Genomic DNA, 18,435 nt, shown 5'->3' with positions numbered 1-18,435 from the left:
GCCAACAAGCTCTCAGCGCAGGGGCGTGTCGAAGAGATGCGCCTCGCCCTCGACATGGATGCGGACGCGGCTGCCGATCCTCGGCAGATCCAGGCTGGAATGGCGCAGGAGCAGCGGGTTGCGCTGCCCCGGCACATTGCCGAGTGCCACCGCGACCTTGCAGACGGAGCCGCCGAACTCGACGTCGATGACCCGGCCCCAGCTTTCGGCAGCGCTCTCTCCGGCGTTCGGCGGGATGTCGCGGTCGTCGACCACCAGCCGGAGTTGCTCGGGGCGCAGCATGATCTCGCCCGTGCCGCGCCGGGGGCCGGCGGTCACCGGCAGCCGGCCGAGACTGCAACTCGCCCAGCCATTTTCGACGTCCGCCGGCAGGATGATCGCATCGCCGAGGAACGCCGCCGTCTCGCGGTCGCGCGGCCGCCGGTACAGCTCCTGGGGGGAGCCGACCTGCGTCAGGCGGCCTTCGCGCATCACCGCCACCTGATCGGCGAAGGACAGCGCCTCGGCCTGGTCGTGGGTGACGAGGATCGTCGCGATGCCGGCTTCGCAGAGCACCCGGGCGACGGTGCGGCGCAGGGAGTCGCGCAGGCCGGTGTCGAGCGCCGAGAAGGGCTCGTCCAGCAGCATCAGGGCCGGTTTGCGGGCGAGCGCGCGGGCGAGCGCGACGCGCTGCTGCTGGCCGCCCGACAGTTCGTGCGGCCGGCGTTCCAGCATCTGCGGATCGAGCTCCACCGCATCCAGCAATTCCAGGATGCGGCTCCGCCGGCCGGCATCGCCGCGCTCCAGCCCGAAGCCGATGTTGTCGGCGATGCTGAGATGGGGGAACAGCGCGCCGTCCTGCGGCACATAGCCGATGCCGCGGCGGTGGGCCGGCACGATTCCGGCGCCGTCCACCAGCGGCCGCCCGTCGAGCAGGATCCGGCCGCTGTCGGCCGACTCGAAGCCGGCGACGATGCGCAGGAGCGTGGTCTTCCCCGAGCCGGAGCGGCCGACGATGGCGGTGCGGCTGCCGGCATGCACCGAGAGGTCGACATCCTCCAGCGCAACCGCGTCGCCATACCGTTTTCCCAGTCCCTGAACCTGAAGGAAGCTCATCGTCCGGCGGCCCGTTTCGATTGGATGTGGAGAAGGATCGTCATCGGCAGCGACGCGGCGACCATCATCACCGCGTAGGGGGCGGCCCCCGCATAGTCGATCTCGCTGGTCAGCGACCAGAATTCGGTGGCCAGCGTGCGCGTCCCGCTGGGGGCGAGCATCAGGGTCGCCGTCAGCTCGTTGGTGATGCCGAGCGCCACCATCGCCATGCTGGCCGCCGCACCGGGCGCGGCGAGCCGGAAGGTGATCTGGCGCACCGCCTGCAACGGCGTCCGGCCCAGCGCCATGGCCGCACGCTCCAGCTCGACCGGCGCCTGGGCGAGGCTGGCCCGCAGCCCGACCAGGGCCCGCGGCAGGAACAGCAGCAGGTAGGCCAGCAGCACCGTGCCGACCGTCTGGTAGAGCGGCAGCGCGACCCGCACGGTGATCGTCACCAGCGACAGCGCGACCACAACACCCGGCAGCGAGCCGACATAGTAATGGCAGGCTTCCAGAACCCGCTGGAGCCGGCCGGGGGCACGCACCGACAGCCAGGCCATCGGTGCGGCGGCCAGCGTGGTCAGCAGCGCCCCGGCCAGCGCCAGGGCGACGGTCTGGACGATGGCGCCGCCGATGTCGGCACCCTGCCAGATGCGGGAACCGCCGATGGCGAGCCAGCGGCCGAGCGTCAGCAGCGGGACGCCGAGCGAGAGTGCGGCGAACAGCAGCGGAATCAGCAGGCAAGGCAGGGTGGTGCGGCCGAGTTCTGCCGGTGCCGCCCGCCTTGCGGCACCGCTGCCGACGCGCGCATAGCGTTCCTGACCGCGCAGCAGCACCTCGCCGCCCATCAGCCCCATGCAGAGCAGCACGAGCACACCGGCCAGCATGTTCGCCGCCGGGCCGTTGTAGGCCGACTGGAACTGGTCGACGATGGCGGTGGTGAAGGTGTCGAACTGGATCATGACGTAGAGGCCGTATTCGGCCAGCAGATGCAGGCCGATCAGCAGCGAGCCGCCGCAGACGGCCAGCCGCAGCTGCGGCAGCACCACCGTCAAGAACACCCGCCACGGTCCGTGGCCGAGCGAGGCGGCGACATCCTCCATCGTCGGATCGAGTCGGCGCAGTTGGGCGGCCACCGGCAGATACAGGAACGGGGAATAGGCGAGCACCGAGACCAGAACCGCCGCCGCCAGCCCATGCAGGCCGGGCGCTACGGTGACCCAGGCATAGCTGTGAACGAAGGCAGGGACCGCCAGCGGCGCCACCGCCAGCCAGGCCCAGAACCGCCGTCCCGGCAGGTCGGACCGCTCGGTCAGCCAGGCCAGCGTGACCGCCACCAGAATGGAAAGCGGCAGGGTCAGCAGCACCAGCAGCAGGGTGTTCACCAGCAGTTCGCCGACCCGGCGGCGGAACACCAGCTCGACCACCGTGTCCCATCCGGTCTGGATGGTGATCCAGACGACGAAGGCGAGCGGCATCAGCGCAAGCGCCGCGACCACCGAGGTGACGGCCAGGACAGGCAATGCCGCCTGCTTGGGACGGCGTGCGGTGACGAGGGAGGCCGCGGCGTGGAGCGTGGGGTGGTCGCGATCCGCCTGCGGCTGGGAAGAGTGCGGGTGAAGAGCGATGACGGTGAACTCCGGAACCGGCTCCGGGTCCGTCCGGATGGACGGGCCTGAACTGCCGGCGCCCGCGGCGTGGATGCCACAGGCGCCGGCAGATTGGATTACAGCAGGCCTGCCGCAGTCATCAAGTCGGTGACGGCCTTATTGTTGAGGGCCTCCGGCTTGACCTTCGGCGCCTGCAGCTTGTCGAGCGGCTCCAGCTTCGCATTGGAGGCGATGCCGCCGCCGACGGCGTATTCATAGGAATCGCCGTCGCGCAGCACTTCCTGCCCGCCTTTGCCGGTCAGGAACTTCACGAAGGCTTCGGCCTCGCGCTTGTTCTTGCTGGATGCCAGCATGCCGGCGCCGGAGATGCTGACGAACGCGCCGGGATCGCCGTTGCGGAAATAGTGCAGGGCGACGTTCTTGCTGTTCTCGCCGCCGGTGCGGGCCTGATCGCCGATGTAATAATAATGGTAGATCACCGCGCCCTCGACCTCGCCGGCATTCACCGCCTTCATGGCGACGCTGTTGCCGCGGTAGGGCTTGGCATTCTCCTTCATCGCCTTCAGCCAGGAGGCGGTCGCCGCCTCGCCCTTCAACTGGAGGAGCGCGCCGACGATGGCCTGGAAATCGGCCCCGGCGGGCGAGGCGGCCCAGCGGCCCTTCCAGTCCGGGTTGGCGAGGTCGAGCAGCGACTTCGGCAGCTTGTCCTGCGTCAGCTTGCCGGTGTTGTAGGCGAAGACGGTGGAGCGGGCGGCGATGCCGACCCAATGGCCGTTGGCCGGGCGGAAGCTCTCGGGCACCGGGGCCAGCGTCTCGGCGCCGAGCGGCGCGAACAGTCCGGCATTGTCGACCAGGGCCATCGCCGGGGAGTTCTCCGTCAGGAAAACGTCGGCGGGGGAGGCGGCGCCCTCCTGCACGATCTGATTCCCCAGCTCCATGTCGCTGCCGTTGCGCACCGTCACCTTGATGCCGGTCTCGCGGGTGAAGCGTTCCACCCACTCCTTGGTCAGGCTGGCGTGCTGGGCGTTGTAGACCGTGATGCCGTCGGCACTCGGCGTCGCCTGGGCGGAGGCGGTGCCGGTGAGGGCCACGACCGGCAGCGCGGCGAGAGCGGAGGCGAGGGCGAGCGACCGGACGAACCGGGAGCGGGAGATCTTCATTCCAACCTCTTCTTCGGACAGGCCGGGCTTTGGGGGCCAGGCCCGGTGGGCAGAGCCATCGCCGCCTTTTAGTCCCTCCCGGCACTTGTTGCAACTTGTTCTCATTCGCGTAAACTTGTCCAACGACTGGCTTTTTCGTCGATCCAACCGCCTTGACGCGCGCGTCACGTCTCCATACGCTTCCGCACCGTCGATGCCGCAGGAATGCGGGTTGAACAGGGCTGGCAAATAAGACGCTGAAAAGCAGAGAGGGCCGCTCGATATCAAGCGGCCCTCTTTTAATTTTCGGTGCCAACTTCGAGGGGAGGGGGAGCATGGCTGGCGCCAAGTTCCTGAAGTTCGATACGCAGAGCCTGCATGCGGGGCAGAAGCCCGATCCGGCCACCGGGGCGCGGGCGGTTCCGATCCACCTGACCTCCTCCTACGTCTTCAGCGACGTCGATCAGGCGGCAGCCCTGTTCAACCTGGAGCGGCCCGGCCACATCTATTCGCGCATCTCCAATCCGACCGTCGCGGTGCTGGAGGAGCGGCTGGCGACGCTGGAAGGCGGGGTGGGCGCGGTCTGCACCGCCAGCGGACAGGCGGCGCTGACGCTCTCCATCATGACGCTGATGGGGGCGGGCGGACACATCGTCGCCTCCTCTTCCATCTATGGCGGCAGCCGCAACCTCCTGGCCTATACCTTGCCGCGCTTCGGCATCACCACGACCTTCGTCCATCCGCGTGACTTCGACGGCATCCGCGCCGCGATCCGTGATGAGACCCGGCTGGTCTTCGGCGAGGTGCTGGGCAATCCCGGGCTGGAGGTGCTGGACGTGCCGAAGGTGGCGGCCATCGCCCATGAGGCCGGGATTCCGCTGCTGATCGACTCGACCTTCACCACCCCCTATCTCTGCCGGCCGTTCGAGCATGGCGCCGATCTGGTCATGCATTCCTGCACCAAGTGGCTGAGCGGGCACGGCACCGCCATCGGCGGCGTGGTGATCGACGGCGGCCGCTTCGACTGGGAGGCGTCGGGCAAGTTCCCGACCCTGACCGAGCCCTATGCCGGCTATCACGGCATCGATTTCGCCGAGGAATACGGCCCGGCCGCCTTCATCGCCCGTGCCCGTGCCGAGGGTCTGCGCGATTTCGGCGCCTGCATGAGCCCGATGAACGCTTTCCAGATCCTGCAGGGCGTGGAGACGCTGCCGCTGCGGATGAAGTGCCACATCCACAACGCCCGCAAGGTCGTCTGCTTCCTGGAAGGGGAGCTGAATTCGGAGAAGGGTGCGGTCGCCTGGGTCTCCTATCCGGAGCTTGTCGACCATCCCGACCATGCGCTGGCCGCCCGGCTGCTGCCGCATGGCGCCGGTTCGATCATCTCCTTCGGCATCCGGGCCGGTGCGCAGGGCAGCGGCCGCGAGGCCGGACGGCGTTTCATCGAGTCGCTGACCCTGTTCTCGCACCTTGCCAATGTCGGCGACGCCAAGTCGCTGGTGATCCATCCGGCCAGCACCACCCACGCCCAGCTCAATGCCGAGGCGCTCGCCGCCTCCGGGGTGGGGGAGGACATGATCCGCCTGTCCATCGGGCTGGAGGATTGCGAAGACCTGATCGACGATCTGAAGCAGGCGCTGCGCGCCGCCACCAAGGGCTGAGGGCCGCGCCATGCAGCTGACCGTCAACGGAAACCCCGTCTTCATCCATACCGGCGGCCGGGACATCGACCCCGCCCGTCCGGCTGTCGTGCTGATCCACGGCGCCGGCATGGACCACAGCGTGTGGAGCCTGCAAAGCCGCTATCTCGCCCACCACGGCCGCTCCGTCCTGGCGGTCGATCTGCCCGGCCATGGCCGTTCCGGCGGCGAGCCGCTGGACAGCATCGCCGCCATCGCCGACTGGGTGATCGCCCTGCTGGACGCCGCCGGGCTGGAGCGGGCGGCGCTGGTCGGCCACTCCATGGGTGCGCTGGTGGCGCTGGACGCCGCCGCCCGCCATGAGGGGCGGGTGGAGGCGGTCGCGCTGCTGGGCGTGGCGGAGCGGATGCCGGTCCATCCGGACCTGTTGGCCGCGGCCCATGCCGGGGAGCAGTCGGCCATCGAGATGGTGATCGGCTGGGGCTCCGGCCCGCGCGGCCATGGCGGCGCCCAGGGCGGCGGCTGCCCGACGCCGGGGCTGGCGCTGATCCCCGGCGGACGCCGGCTGATGGCTTCGGTGCGTCCGGGCGTGCTGGGCGTCGATCTCGCCGCCTGCAACGACTATGGGCAGGGGGCCGATACCGCTGCGATGGTCGGCTGTCCGGCGCTGTTCCTGCTGGGCGCGCTCGACAAGATGACTCCGGCGAAGGCCGGACGGTCGCTGGCCGCCCGCGTCAAGACATCGCAGGTCGTCGTCCTGCCGCAGACCGGGCATATGGTGATGACCGAGTCCCCCGATGCGGTGCTGGAAGCGTTGGCATCCTTCCTGTCCCTGCGGCGGGGATAGCGCTTTCAACCCAGCAATCATGCACCCGGAGTCGGGTTGATCCTGACATGAACCGTTAACGCCCTCCGATTACCCTGCGGATGGCGGGATCGAGCGCAATCCCGCCGTCCGCATCAGGGTCGGGAGTGTCGTCTTGCAGGATGGCCTGTCCAGGGAACTCAGGATCGGCGGCCTGTTCCAGGATCGCCACGAGCTTGCCGCGGTGCTGTCGCCGGACGGGCGCGTACGCCGCATCGGCGAGTCCGCGGGCGATCTGCTGGGCTATGCGCCGGAGGCGCTGACCGGCGCGTCGCTCGGCGACTTTATCCATCCCGACGATGTGGAAGAGGCGCGGCGCCGGCTGCAACTCCGCGTGAACGCTCCCGCGGGCAGCAGCGGCCGCGCCGTCTTCCGCTTCCGCCATGCCGATGGCGGCTGGCGCTGGCTGGAGGTCACCACCCGCAACGCGCTGGCCGATCCGGCCATCGGCGGGCTGGTGTTGAACATCCGCGACATCAGCGACCACATCGCCCTGTCGGAGCGGCTGCGCGCCAGCGAGGCGCGTTACCGCACCCTGGCGGAGGCGGTGCCGGTCGGCATATTGCAGGCCGATGCCGCCGGGCAGGTGCAGTTCGCCAATGCCCGTCTGGCCGGGATCACCGGGTTGGAGCCCGACCGGCTGCTCGGCAGGGGCTGGCTCGATGCTGTGCATCCGGAGGACCGCGAGCGGGTGGCGGCGGATTGGCGGCTGGACTCGGGCTGCGATGCCGCGGCGACCGATTTCCGCTTCCACGATCCCGACGGCACGGGTGCCGACCGCCGGGTGCTGTGCCAGCGCATCCGCCTGGAGGATGGCGGCATCATCGCCACCATCACCGACGTCAGCGAATATGTGCTCACCGCCAACGCGCTCCGCCTGTCGGAGGCGCGCAACGAGGCGGTTCTCGACACCGCCGCCGACGCCATCCTGACCGTCGACGAGGCGGGCGTGCTGCTCAGCTTCAACCGTGCGGCGGAGGCGATGTTCGGCGTTGCGGCGGGCGACCTGCTGTGGCGCCCGCTCGACCGCCTGATCCCGCTGGCCGATTTGCGGGAGGAGGGCGGCATCCGGCTGGAGTTCGCTCCCGGCCAGACCACCGCCCTGGTCGCCCGCGACCGTGCGGCTGAGGCGGAGCGTGCCGACGGCACCCGCTTTCCGGTCGAGCTGTCGGTCAGCGCCAGCGAGGTGGAGGGGCGGCGGATCTACACCGCCATTCTTCGCGACGTGACCGAGCGCCGGCGGGCCGAGGCCGAGCTTCTGGCCGCCAAGGAGGCGGCGGAGGCCGGCAACCAGGCGAAATCGACCTTCATCGCGACGATGAGCCACGAGTTGCGCACCCCGTTGAACGCGGTGATCGGCTTCTCCCAGCTGTTGGAGACGCAAGCCGGGACCAACGCCACCGGTGGGCGGCAACATGACTTGGTGGCTGACTGCGTCGGGGCGATCCGGCAGGCCGGCGAACAGCTTCTTGCGATCATCGACGACATCCTCGACATGGCGCGCGTCGATGCCGGCGGGTTCTCGCTGGTCGAAGGATCGGTGAACCTGTCGGCGTTGATCGAGCGCGTGGTGGCGGATCTGCGCTTCCATGCGACCCGTCAGGGCGTGACGGTCGAGGTGGTGGCCGACGGCAATCTGCCGCCGATCCGCGGCGACGACCGCCGCCTTGGGCAGGCTTTGAGGAACCTGCTGTCGAACGCCATCAAGTTCAGCCATCCGGGTGGTCCGGTCAGCCTGTCCGCCGGGCTCGCCGCCGATGGCTGGGTGGAGCTGTCGGTGCGCGACCGCGGCGTCGGCATGCGGCAGGAGGACGTCGCGCAGGCGCTCACCCCCTTCGGCCAGATCGACCAGACCGTCACCCGCCGTCACGAAGGCATCGGTCTCGGCCTGCCGCTGGCGTTGCGTCTGGTCGAGGCGCATGGCGGCACGCTGACGTTGGACAGTGCGCCGGGGCAGGGCTGTACCGCCACCATCCGGCTGCCGCCGTCGCGCATCATGACCATCGCGGAGTTGCTGGCGTCGATGTCCTGATCTGGCCTGTGCCGCCCGGATGTGCCAGAAGCTGTCGCGGGATGTCCGCCCTGTCGGGCGGACGGCTTCGGAAAGGCAGAGGTGTGCGATGGCGGATCGGAACGGTGTCAGGGACGCGGTGGTGCTGGTCAGCGGCGGGCTCGACTCGACGACGGTGCTCGCCATCGCCAAGGCCGAGGGCTATCGGGTCAATGCGCTGAGCTTCCGCTACGGCCAGCGCCATTCGGTGGAGCTGGAAGCGGCGCGGCGGGTGGTCTCGGCGATGGGGGTGGAGCGGCATGTGATCGCCGACATCGACCTGCGCGCCTTCGGCGGTTCGGCCCTGACCGACTCCATCGCCGTGCCGAAGCACGACAGCGCCGCCGGCTTGCAGGCCGGGCTGGGCGAGGGCATCCCCGTCACCTATGTCCCGGCGCGCAACACCGTCTTCCTGTCCTTCGCGCTGGCCTGGGCGGAAACGCTGGGGTCATCCGACCTGTTCATCGGCGTCAATGCGCTGGATTACTCCGGCTATCCCGACTGCCGCCCCGAATACATCGCGGCCTTCGAAACACTCGCCAACCTCGCCACCAAGGCCGGGGTCGAAGGCACCAGCCGCTTCAAGATCCATGCGCCGCTGATGATGCTGGACAAGGCCGCCATCGTCCGCCGGGGGCTGGAACTGGGGGTGGACTACAGCCTCACCCACTCCTGCTACGACCCGACGCCGGAGGGGCTGTCCTGCGGCGCCTGTGACAGCTGCCTGCTGCGTCTCAAGGGCTTTTCCGAAGCCGGAATGACCGACCCAATTCGTTACGATACCGGAACGAAGGCGTAACGGACGGGATCGTTTCGCAATCGGTTCTTATATCCAGGCCGTCACTTCCACGGCATCTCGGTCCACAGGCTGCGGAACTCGCCGTCCAGCTGCTTCAGTTCGGCGGCGAAGGCGTCGGGGCCGACGATGCGCAGCGGCTGGAAGGTCTCGCGCGCCTTGGCCTGGAATTCCGGATCCATGGCGGCCTTGGTGACCGCCTCGATCAGGGTGCGGCGGATCTCCGGCGGCAGGCCTTTCGGAGCACCGATGCCGCGCATCGACACCATGTCGATGGCATAGCCCTGCTCGCGGAAGGTCGGCAGGTCGGGCGCCATGTCCCAGCGCGAGCGGCTCATCACGCCCAGCATCCGCACCGGGTCGCCACCGGCGATTCCGCGCAGCCCCTCGCCCAGGTTCTGGTCGCAGATCTGGATGTGCCGGCCCAGCATCGCCCGGTAATTCTCGGCGCTGCCGGGAAAGGGCACATGGGTGAGGTGAACCCCGGCCTGCCGTTCCAGCAGAAGCATGGCGAGATGGTCGTCGGAGCCGATGCCGGTCGAACCGACGGTGAGAACGCGTGGATTGGCCTTGGCATTGGCGACGACGTCCGCGACCGAGCGGAAGGGGCTGTCGGCGCTGACGGTCATCACACCGGGATCGTCGACGATGTTCACCAGCGGGTCCAGCCGGTCGAGGCCATAGCGCGCCTGCCGTTCGATCGGGATGGTGATGAGGTTCGGCGTGTTGATGAAGCCGATGGTGTAGCCGTCGGGCACGGCGTCGGCGATGGCGGCGAAGCCGATCTCCCCGCCGGCGCCGGGACGGTTCAGGATGACGATCCGGGCGCCCCCCAGATACCGCTCGATGTAGGGCGCCAGCATGCGGGCCGTCACGTCGGTCGATCCGCCGGCCCCATAGGCCACGATCATGGTGATCGGCTTCTCAGGATAGGCGGCCTGCGCCATCGGGCCGGCCGCGGTGCACAGAACCAGCGCCGCCAGTGCCGTGCCGAGAAGGAATGCGGCGCGGCCACCGGCCATGCGCAGAAATCGGGTCGCTGCTGTCATCGTTCCATCCCTTGCTGTCGTGCCGATGCGTCCGGCCCCGCTCGCCTTGGCCCACACACCGTCGCTTATGCGTGCATTGTCTAAATTTATCGATATCGGAAAGGGTGTGCCGGCGCAAAGTGCAGCGGATAAAGTTTGAAAATTCCCTTATGCCGCGAATTAAAGCGCGCAACAGCATGCATATGACACTCGACGGAGATGCGGCGCGCGGAGATAATGCAACCCGCGGATTCGGGTGCCGAGGGTTCGGAACGGCCAGTGTGGACTGCGCCCGGTTGGGGGCGGACCCGCTTCCTCCCGTGCCCCTCGTCCGATGAACTCGTTCCACGAAGCGAGAGCGCTGAATCCGGCCTACTCGCCGTCGCGTGCCTGAGAGAGCGGACATCCATCCAATGACACATACCCTGAGATCGCCACGGCCGGCTGCCTTCCGGCTGAGATCGCCCCAGGACCTTGCGGCCGGGCTGCTGCTCGCGGCCATCGCACTCGGCGGGCTGTGGCTGGCGCGCAATTGGGAGGCCGGGTCGCTGGCCATGATGCAGGCCGGCTTCTTCCCGCGGCTCGTCTGCTATTTCCTGCTGGCGTCCGGGCTCGCGACGATGTTTCGCGCCCTGACCGCCGATGCGCCGGCGGCGCTGGCCTGGGCATGGCGGCCGTCGGTCGCCATCACCGTCGCTGTGGTGGCCTTCGCCGCCCTGCTCGACAAGCTGGGGCTGGTGCTCGCCATCCTGGCGCTGATCGGCATCGGCGGACTGGCCGGCCGGCCGCTGCGTCCGGGTCCCTTCACCGCGCTGTGGGCCACGCTGGCTTCCACTTGCGTCGCCATCTTCTCCTGGGGACTGGGCCTGCCGCTCCAGATCTGGCCATGATGGACGTCTTCGCCAATCTCTGGCTCGGGCTGGGCGTGTCGGTCGAGCCGATGAACCTGCTCTATTGCTTCCTCGGCGCGCTGATCGGCACGCTGATCGGCGTTCTGCCGGGGCTGGGGCCGACGGCGACGGTGGCGCTGCTGCTGCCGATCACCTTCTACCTGCCGCCGGTCGGCGCGCTGATCATGCTGGCCGGTATCTTCTACGGTGCCCAGTATGGCGGCTCGACCACCGCCATCCTGGTGAAGCTGCCGGGCGAATCCTCGTCCGTCATGACCTGTCTCGACGGCAACGCGATGGCGCGCCAGGGCCGCGGCGGCGTGGCGCTGGCGACCGCGGCGCTGGCCTCGCTGTTCGCCGGTATCGTGACAACTCTGGTCATCGCCGTCGCCGGACCGCCGCTGGCCGGGGTGGCGCTGGCCTTCGGTCCGTCGGAATATGTGGCGCTGATGCTGGTCGGCCTGATCGGCGCGGTGATCCTCGCCCATGGATCCGTCGTCAAGGCGGTGGCGATGATCCTGATCGGGCTGCTGCTCTCCATGGTCGGCACCGACGTCAATTCCGGCCAGATGCGCTTCACCTTCGACATCCCGCAGCTTTATGACGGGCTGGACTTCGTGCCGCTCGCCATGGGGCTGTTCGGGCTGGCCGACATCATCATCAATCTGGAGGAAACCGAGGGACGCGGCATCGAACCGTCGCCGATCCATCGGCTGTGGCCGAGCTGGCAGGACTTCAAGGACGCCTGGCCGGCCGCCGTGCGCGGCACGGCTCTCGGCGCCTTCCTCGGCATCCTGCCGGGTGGCGGGGCGACGTTGAGCGCCTTTTCCTCCTACGCGCTGGAAAAGAAGGTGGCGCGCGATCCGTCCGCCTTCGGCAAGGGCGCCATCCAGGGCGTCGCCGGGCCGGAGGCCGCCAACAACGCCGGCGCCCAGGCCAGCTTCATCCCGATGCTCAGCCTCGGCATTCCGTCCAACGCGGTGATGGCGCTGATGATCGGCGCGATGATGATCCACGGCATCACGCCGGGCCCGCAGATCATGACCAAGCAGCCCGACCTGTTCTGGGGCATGATCGCCAGCATGCTGGTCGGCAACATCATGCTGGTGGTGCTGAACCTGCCGCTGATCGGCATCTGGGTGCGGCTGCTGCGCGTTCCCTACGCCTACCTGTTCCCGGCCATCCTGGTCTTCTGCTGCATCGGCACCTACAGCCTGCGCAACGACGTCTTCGACGTGGTGATGATGGCCGGCTTCGGCCTGTTCGGCTATGTGCTGAAAAAGCTGGACTGCGAACCGGCGCCGCTGCTGCTCGGCTTCGTCCTCGGCCCGCTGCTGGAGGAGAATCTGAGCCGGGCGATGCTGCTGTCGCATGGCGACCTGGGCATCTTCGTCTCCCGGCCGATCAGCGCCGGCCTGATGGCGGTGGCCGCCGGCCTGCTGGCCCTGATCCTGCTGCCGGCCTTCCGCCGCCAGCGCGAGGTGGCCTTCAAGGAGTAGGCGCCGCCTTTCTTGAGCGAGTCCTGCGGCAATCCGCTGCGGGACTCGCTCCTTGCCAAACAAGATAAAATTTTATATAAAAGCATATCGATTGTTGGGAATGGTGAGGGAGCGCATCATGGCCGCCACCGCCTGGATGGGACAGCGTTTGCCCGGCCGTGCCGCTCAGGCGGTGATCCGCGCACATCGCCGGGCCAATGCCCGCAAGCGCAGCTGGTCCCGCGACATCGCCCGCCTGATGCTGGTCGCCTCGATCCTCGTCCTGGGCGTGCTGGCGGTGGAGATCGGGCGCAAGGCCGTCACCATCCTCAGCCACAACACCGCCCAGCAGTCCGTCGAGATCACCGGTTAGGCCGGTCGGTCAGGGCAGGACCACCACATAGCGCTTGGTGGTGGCCGCGACCACCGTCCAGCTCCCCTGGAATCCCGGTTCGATGACGAAACGGTCCCCGGCCTTCAGGGTCCATGACCGGCCATCGTCATGGGCGACGATGCTTTCGCCCTCCAGAATCTCGCAATACTCCCACTCGTCATAGACGATGCGCCAGGAGCCGGGCGTCGAGCGCCAAGTGCCGGCGAACCGCTTGCCGTCGGGCGATTCGTAGCCGTTCCAGCTGGTGAAGACCGGCGCGCCCGACAGGATGCGCTCGGCCGCCGGTGCGCCCGCTTCGGGCGTGATGCCGTCGAGCTCGGCCAGGAGCGACAGGGGAGTGGACAGGGTCATCGTCAGGGTTCCTCACCAGTTGGCCAGCAATGCCGGCAAGTCGCGGACCGACTCCAGACGGCGGTAATGCTCATCGGGCACCTCGGCCTCCTCATGCGCCCAGGTGATGGCATAGGGGATATGGACGGCATGGGCGCCGGTCGCCAGCACCGGCAGGATGTCGGAACGCACCGAGTTGCCGACCATCAGGAAGCGGGCCGGGTCGATGCCGTGGCGGTCCATCACCCGGCGGTAGGTGGCCGGGTCCTTCTCGCTGACGATTTCCACCGCGTGGAAGAGGTCCGACAGGCCGGAGCGCGCAATCTTGCTTTCCTGGTCGAACAGGTCGCCCTTGGTGATCAGCACCAGCCGGTGACGACGGCCGGCCAGCGTCTCCACCACCTCCTTCACGCCGGGCAGAAGCTCCACCGGATGCTCCAGCATCGCCTTGCCGAAGTCGATCAGGCTTTGCAGGTCGCGGGCGGGGACATGGCCGTCGGTGACGGCAATCGCCGTCTCGATCATCGACAGCACGAAGCCCTTGATGCCGTAGCCATAGACGCTGAGGTTCGCCCGTTCCGCCTCCAGCAGGCGGCGGTCCAGGTCTGTCGGGTCGGCGGCGTGGGCCAGCAGGGCGCGGAAGCGGTCCTGCGTCATCGAAAACAGCGATTCATTGTGCCAGAGCGTGTCGTCGCCATCGAAGCCGATGGTCTCGAACTGCTGGCCGGCGGGGGTGCCGGCGGTTCCGGGGATGCTGCTCATAAGCCTGTCCACTGGTCCGCGATATTGATCCGTAAGTAAAACAATAAATCGCCCAAGTCAGCCTGCCTTGTCCAGAGGGAGCCGATGTGGGGGTTGTTTATTGTCAGTCCGGCGAACCGTAAGTATCCGCAATGACGATTTTGCCACAGATCGGTGACATTCCATGGCGAGTTCTTCGCTGCCTGCAAAGCGGGCATGTTGCCGTCGGGGGTGGCAACATGGCTCAAAGAAGCATAATTATATTTCCACACAAGGAGGACGTGATCGCCGACCGGCGGACCCTCCAAAACAAGACATCTCAGGAATCTCCATCATGGCAACCCTTCTTCACTCCGCCGAGACCGGCCACGCCAACACCACCTTCGGCCATGTCGTCGAAATCGCTTCGAATCTGCTGGGCCTGTGGCGCCAGCGCGTCGTCACCCGCCGCGAGCTGGGCTATCTGGACGACCGTATGCTCCAGGACATCGGCTTCAGCCGCCTGGATGCCGAGCGCGAGATGTCGAAGCCGTTCTGGCGCGAATGAGCGCCTGTACGCCGGCCGGCGAACGCACTGAGAAAGGCCGCTTCCGTTGATCGGAGGCGGCCTTTTTCTTTGTCCGATACTTGAGTCTGCTTAAGAAATAGGCTGCACAAAAAACAGCCGGCCGGAAAAGAGAAAACCCGCCGCCGGGTGAACCGGCAGGCGGGCTTTCTCTTGGCGGACCGAAGACGGGCAGGGCACCGCCCCGCCCCTCTCATCCTCAGATGCAGTAGTGCTTGAGCGGCTCGAAGCCGTTGAAGCAGACGGCCGAATAGGTCGTGGTGTAGGCGCCGGTGGCGTGGATGCGCACGCGGTCGCCGCACTTCAGGTCCACCGGCATCTTGTAGTCGGCACGCTCGTACAGCACGTCGGCGCTGTCGCAGGTCGGTCCGGCCAGGATCACCGCCTCGCGGTCGCTCTCCAGATCATCGCCCAGCACCTCGATCGGATACTGGATCGCTTCGTCCATCGTCTCGGCCAGGCCGCCGAACTTGCCGATGTCGAGATAGACCCAGCGCTTCGGATCCTCGGCCGACTTGCGCGACACCAGGACCACTTCGCTCTCGATGATGCCGGCGCTGCCGACCATGCCGCGGCCGGGCTCCACGATGGTCTCCGGCAGGTGGTTGCCGAAGTGATTGCGCAGCGAGTCGAAGATCGCCTGGCCGTAGGCGGTGCATTCCGGCACGTCGGTGCGGTAGCGGGTGGGGAAGCCGCCGCCCAGGTTGATCATGCCCAGGTCGACGCCCAGCACCTCAAGCTCACGGAACAGCTGCGCCACCTGGAAGATGGCATGGTCCCACTGCATCAGATCCTTCTGCTGCGAGCCGACATGGAACGACACGCCATAGGGCTGCACGTTCATGTCGCGTGCCTTCAGCAGCAGCTCGCGCGCCATCTTCAGGTCGCAGCCGAACTTGCGAGACAGCGGCCATTCGGCACCCTCGCCCGAGGTCAGGATGCGGCAGAACACGCGGGCCCCGGGGGCGGCGCGCTCGATCTTCTCCAGTTCCGGCTCGCTGTCGAAGGCGAACAGGCGCACGCCCAGCTCGAAGGCGCGGCGCACGTCGCTCTCCTTCTTGATGGTGTTGCCGAAGGAGATGCGGTCCGGGGTGGCACCGGCGGCCAGCGCCATCTGGATTTCCGGGACCGAGGCGCAGTCGAAGGCAGAGCCGAGACGGGCCAGCAGGCTGAGGATTTCCGCGGCCGGGTTCGCCTTCACCGCATAGAAGATGCGGGCGTCGGGCAGGGCGTCGTGCAGATCGTTGTAGTTCTGCTCGACGACATCCAGATCGATGACGAGGCAAGGGGTCTGCGGGCGCTGCTCTTCGAAAAAGCGCGCAATCTTCTGGGTCATCGAGGTCTCCTGGGACGCAAGATGATGGAACGGAAAGGGTGAAGTCGGGGGGACGGAGCGGCCGAGCGGGCCGATCAGCAACTGAAAAAGCTGATCAGGCGCTCAAGCCGCCAATACTGGATTTCCCCGTACAGAACCCTGTTCTGTCCGTATGGTCCAGGAGCGGCAAATTTCGGAGACGGGTGAGCACGCGCCCACCCACAACAACATCAACCATCGTAACCTCCAAGTCGCCGCCTTGTTTAAGGGACGGTCGGGGATCACGCGTTACGTCGTTGCATAACCACATCTCGGAGACGCCGAGGGGCGGGCCAGCGGCACGTGCGCTTGCGAGTTCGCGTTACATAGATCCAACGCGAACGATTGCAAAGTGAAAAATGCCGTCTGCCCCAAAAAAGTGGCAGACCGTTTGGAGGGCGGAAAAACCGGAGCAATTTCATGGGCTTGACCAGTGTTCTGACTTCCGGGGAAATCGGGCTGCGGCTGCTGGCGGCGGCCTTGTGCGGAGCTTTGCTTGGACTCGACCGCGAGATGCGGGGCAAAGCGGCGGGGTTGCGCACGCATACGCTGATATCCATCAGCTGTGCGCTGACCACGCTGGTCGCATTGGAACTTTACGCCGGGCTGCAGGCGACGGGGGACGAGCGGCCGAGCGATCCCGTCCGCGTCATCCAGGGCGTGGCCCAGGCGGTCGGCTTCATCAGCGCCGGCGTGATGTTCCGCTCGGGCGACACCGTGCGCGGGGCGACCACCGCGGCGGTGATCTGGGTGGCCGGCGCGCTGGGGATCGCCTGCGGCGCCGGATACTACATGCTGGCGGGGATGACGCTGGGCCTCTGCCTGATCGTGACCATCCTGTTCACCTTTCTGCTGGATCGCTTCCCGCAGTTGGGCAAAGAGGACGGCGACGATGCCGGGAAACCCCGGAAGCGCCGCGGCACGTCCCGCCATTCCTCCCGTCACGCCTCCCAGCAGGGCGGGATCAGGCGGATCGCCCGCTCGTCGCCGCGGGAATGACCAGCAGCCGGTGCGCCAGCAGGGCACCCAGGGAGACCAGACCGATGGCCCCCATCATCGGCAGGGCGGTGCCGTCGTTCATGTGGCCGACGACGATGCCGATGACCGCGGCAATGGCCATCTGCGCGAAGCCCAGCAGCGAGGAGGCCAGCCCGGCCATGGTGGCGTAGGGACCGACGGCGTTGGCGCTGGCGTTCGGCAGGGTCAGCCCGGTGCCCAGGATGAACAGGAAGACCGGCACCACGATGGCCAGCAGGTGCAGCACCCCGGCCAGCGCCAGCACCCCGCCGGCCAGCCCGCCGCCCATCGACAGCAGCGTGCCCATCCGGATCATCCTTGGCCCGCCCAGCCGCGGCGTCAGCCGCCCGGCCAGGAAGGTGCCGAGCATGTAGCCCAGCACCACCGCGCCGAAGCTGGCGCCATACTGGGCCGGCGTCAGGTGCATCTGCTCGATCAGCACGAAGGAGGAGCCGGAGATGAAGGAGAAGATGCCGCTGTAGGAGAAGGCGACCACCAGCACATAGCCGAGGAAGCCGCGGTTGCGCAGCAAAAGCAGATAGTTCGCCGCCAGCCGGCTTGGCCTCAGGGCGTCCTCGTCGCGATGCGCGTTGGTCTCGCCCAGCATCGACCACACGGCGGCCAGGATGCCGCAGGCGAAGATTGTCAGCAGCACGAAGTTGGCGCGCCAGCCGAACCATTCCGTCAGCACGCCGCCCAGCATCGGCCCCACCGCCGGGGCCAGCGCCATCGCCATCGACATATAGGCCAGCACCGTCGCCGCGCGGTCGCGCCCGAACACGTCGCGCACCACCGCGCGCGCCACCACAGGACCGCAACAGGCGCCCAGCGCCTGGAAGAAGCGGGCGGCGATCAGCGCATCGATGCTGCTGGTCATGGCGCAGACGGCGCTGGCCGCCAGATAGATCGTCACCCCCACCAGCAGGGTCGGGCGCCGGCCGAACCGGTCCGACATCGGCCCATAGACCAGCTGCGACACCGCGAAGCCTACCAGGAAGATCGACAGGGTCAGCTGCACCGTGGCGACGTCGGTGCCGAACACCCGCACCAGCGTCGGCAGCGACGGCAGATAGAGGTCGGTGGACAGCGGGCCGAAGGCGACCAGCGCCGTCAGCAGGATGCGGATGGGCAGGGAGTCGGGGCGGGGCATCGGTGACTTTGGAGCGAAGCGGGGACGGGGCGGCACTGTATCAGAGGAAACCACCGCCGCCAGCGGGGATCGCCGGCTGCCGGCTCAAGGCTGTCGCGCGTTCAGCCCGGTCAGTTGGGCGGCAGCGTCATGCGGATGCAGCGCGACAGCACGGTGTTGCCGGTCATCTCGCGGTAATTCTGGATGATGATCGGCTCGGCCGCCTTGCACTGCTCCATGCTGGCGAACTCCAGCGTGGTCGGGCCGCCCTGGTTCAGCATGAACAGCAGCATCAGGACACGTTCCACCCCTTGGCCCATTCCGATTCCCCTCCC

At 67.7% G+C, this 18,435-nt stretch carries 18 protein-coding genes; 9 read left to right on the top strand and 9 right to left on the bottom strand.

Annotated features, from left to right (window positions below):
• Positions 1-12: 12 nt before the first annotated feature.
• The 3 genes from CRT60_RS32220 to CRT60_RS32210 form a co-directional block, all read right to left on the bottom strand.
• The gene (locus CRT60_RS32220; RefSeq protein WP_098740478.1) at positions 13-1,095 is read right to left on the bottom strand and encodes an ABC transporter ATP-binding protein; all 1,083 of its coding nucleotides are present in this window, start codon (positions 1,093-1,095) and stop codon (positions 13-15) included.
• A complete protein-coding gene (locus CRT60_RS32215) occupies positions 1,092-2,597 on the bottom strand; it encodes an ABC transporter permease (protein WP_244592872.1) in 1,506 nt (501 codons plus the stop codon). Before CRT60_RS32215 ends, CRT60_RS32220 begins: the two co-directional genes overlap by 4 nt.
• 203 nt (positions 2,598-2,800) lie before the next feature.
• Positions 2,801-3,844 carry an iron ABC transporter substrate-binding protein gene (locus CRT60_RS32210; RefSeq protein WP_098740477.1) on the bottom strand — a complete coding sequence of 348 codons (1,044 nt, stop codon included), beginning with the start codon at positions 3,842-3,844 and terminating at the stop codon, positions 2,801-2,803.
• Positions 3,845-4,158: 314 nt separating this feature from the next.
• Here CRT60_RS32210 and CRT60_RS32205 point away from each other — a divergent pair, with 314 nt between their 5' ends.
• The 4 genes from CRT60_RS32205 to queC all read left to right on the top strand — a co-directional run bounded on the left by CRT60_RS32205 (position 4,159) and on the right by queC (position 9,177).
• The gene (locus CRT60_RS32205; protein ID WP_098740476.1) at positions 4,159-5,484 is read left to right on the top strand and encodes an O-acetylhomoserine aminocarboxypropyltransferase; all 1,326 of its coding nucleotides are present in this window, start codon (positions 4,159-4,161) and stop codon (positions 5,482-5,484) included.
• Positions 5,485-5,494: 10 nt separating this feature from the next.
• On the top strand, positions 5,495-6,310 hold the full coding sequence (locus CRT60_RS32200; RefSeq protein ID WP_098740475.1) for an alpha/beta fold hydrolase: 816 nt from the start codon (positions 5,495-5,497) through the stop codon (positions 6,308-6,310).
• A 133-nt stretch (positions 6,311-6,443) separates the two neighbouring features.
• Positions 6,444-8,360, top strand: a complete 1,917-nt coding sequence (locus CRT60_RS32195) for a PAS domain-containing hybrid sensor histidine kinase/response regulator (RefSeq protein WP_244592871.1) — start codon at positions 6,444-6,446, stop codon at positions 8,358-8,360.
• Positions 8,361-8,448: 88 nt separating this feature from the next.
• Positions 8,449-9,177, top strand: a complete 729-nt coding sequence (queC, locus tag CRT60_RS32190) for a 7-cyano-7-deazaguanine synthase QueC (RefSeq protein WP_098740474.1) — start codon at positions 8,449-8,451, stop codon at positions 9,175-9,177.
• Positions 9,178-9,218: 41 nt separating this feature from the next.
• Here the strand turns inward: queC and CRT60_RS32185 are convergent, their stop codons facing one another.
• Positions 9,219-10,223: a Bug family tripartite tricarboxylate transporter substrate binding protein gene (locus tag CRT60_RS32185; protein ID WP_244592870.1), complete on the bottom strand. Its 1,005-nt coding sequence runs from the start codon at positions 10,221-10,223 to the stop codon at positions 9,219-9,221.
• Positions 10,224-10,615: 392 nt separating this feature from the next.
• Between CRT60_RS32185 and CRT60_RS32180 the strand changes: the two genes are divergently transcribed.
• From CRT60_RS32180 to CRT60_RS32170, 3 genes are all read left to right on the top strand, one after another.
• Positions 10,616-11,092: a tripartite tricarboxylate transporter TctB family protein gene (locus tag CRT60_RS32180; RefSeq protein WP_098740472.1), complete on the top strand. Its 477-nt coding sequence runs from the start codon at positions 10,616-10,618 to the stop codon at positions 11,090-11,092.
• The gene (locus CRT60_RS32175) at positions 11,089-12,591 is read left to right on the top strand and encodes a tripartite tricarboxylate transporter permease (protein WP_098740471.1); all 1,503 of its coding nucleotides are present in this window, start codon (positions 11,089-11,091) and stop codon (positions 12,589-12,591) included. The genes CRT60_RS32180 and CRT60_RS32175 overlap by 4 nt, the downstream gene beginning before the upstream one ends.
• A 118-nt stretch (positions 12,592-12,709) precedes the next feature.
• Entirely contained in the window at positions 12,710-12,943 is a 234-nt protein-coding gene (locus tag CRT60_RS32170) for a hypothetical protein (protein WP_098740470.1), read from the top strand.
• Positions 12,944-12,952: 9 nt separating this feature from the next.
• Here CRT60_RS32170 and CRT60_RS32165 read toward each other — a convergent pair whose 3' ends face one another.
• Complete coding sequence (locus CRT60_RS32165; protein ID WP_098740469.1) at positions 12,953-13,315, bottom strand: cupin domain-containing protein; 363 nt, start codon at positions 13,313-13,315, stop codon at positions 12,953-12,955.
• Between the two features lie 12 nt (positions 13,316-13,327).
• A complete protein-coding gene (locus tag CRT60_RS32160; protein ID WP_098740468.1) occupies positions 13,328-14,056 on the bottom strand; it encodes an HAD family hydrolase in 729 nt (242 codons plus the stop codon).
• Positions 14,057-14,369: 313 nt separating this feature from the next.
• Here CRT60_RS32160 and CRT60_RS32155 point away from each other — a divergent pair, with 313 nt between their 5' ends.
• Positions 14,370-14,582: a DUF1127 domain-containing protein gene (locus CRT60_RS32155; RefSeq protein ID WP_098740467.1), complete on the top strand. Its 213-nt coding sequence runs from the start codon at positions 14,370-14,372 to the stop codon at positions 14,580-14,582.
• A 217-nt stretch (positions 14,583-14,799) separates the two neighbouring features.
• Here the strand turns inward: CRT60_RS32155 and CRT60_RS32150 are convergent, their stop codons facing one another.
• Positions 14,800-15,936: a type III PLP-dependent enzyme gene (locus CRT60_RS32150; RefSeq protein ID WP_098740466.1), complete on the bottom strand. Its 1,137-nt coding sequence runs from the start codon at positions 15,934-15,936 to the stop codon at positions 14,800-14,802.
• Positions 15,937-16,374: 438 nt separating this feature from the next.
• Between CRT60_RS32150 and CRT60_RS32145 the strand changes: the two genes are divergently transcribed.
• Positions 16,375-16,953 carry an MgtC/SapB family protein gene (locus tag CRT60_RS32145; protein ID WP_098740465.1) on the top strand — a complete coding sequence of 193 codons (579 nt, stop codon included), beginning with the start codon at positions 16,375-16,377 and terminating at the stop codon, positions 16,951-16,953.
• Here the strand turns inward: CRT60_RS32145 and CRT60_RS32140 are convergent.
• Entirely contained in the window at positions 16,919-18,121 is a 1,203-nt protein-coding gene (locus tag CRT60_RS32140) for a multidrug effflux MFS transporter (RefSeq protein ID WP_098740464.1), read from the bottom strand. The genes CRT60_RS32145 and CRT60_RS32140 overlap by 35 nt on opposite strands.
• A gap of 110 nt (positions 18,122-18,231) precedes the next feature.
• The gene (locus CRT60_RS36570) at positions 18,232-18,408 is read right to left on the bottom strand and encodes a hypothetical protein (RefSeq protein ID WP_167421849.1); all 177 of its coding nucleotides are present in this window, start codon (positions 18,406-18,408) and stop codon (positions 18,232-18,234) included.
• Positions 18,409-18,435 lie beyond the last annotated feature (27 nt).

This window comes from Azospirillum palustre (genome assembly GCF_002573965.1).
Taxonomy (GTDB): domain Bacteria; phylum Pseudomonadota; class Alphaproteobacteria; order Azospirillales; family Azospirillaceae; genus Azospirillum; species Azospirillum palustre.
This window is presented reverse-complemented; position numbering and strand designations above follow the sequence as displayed.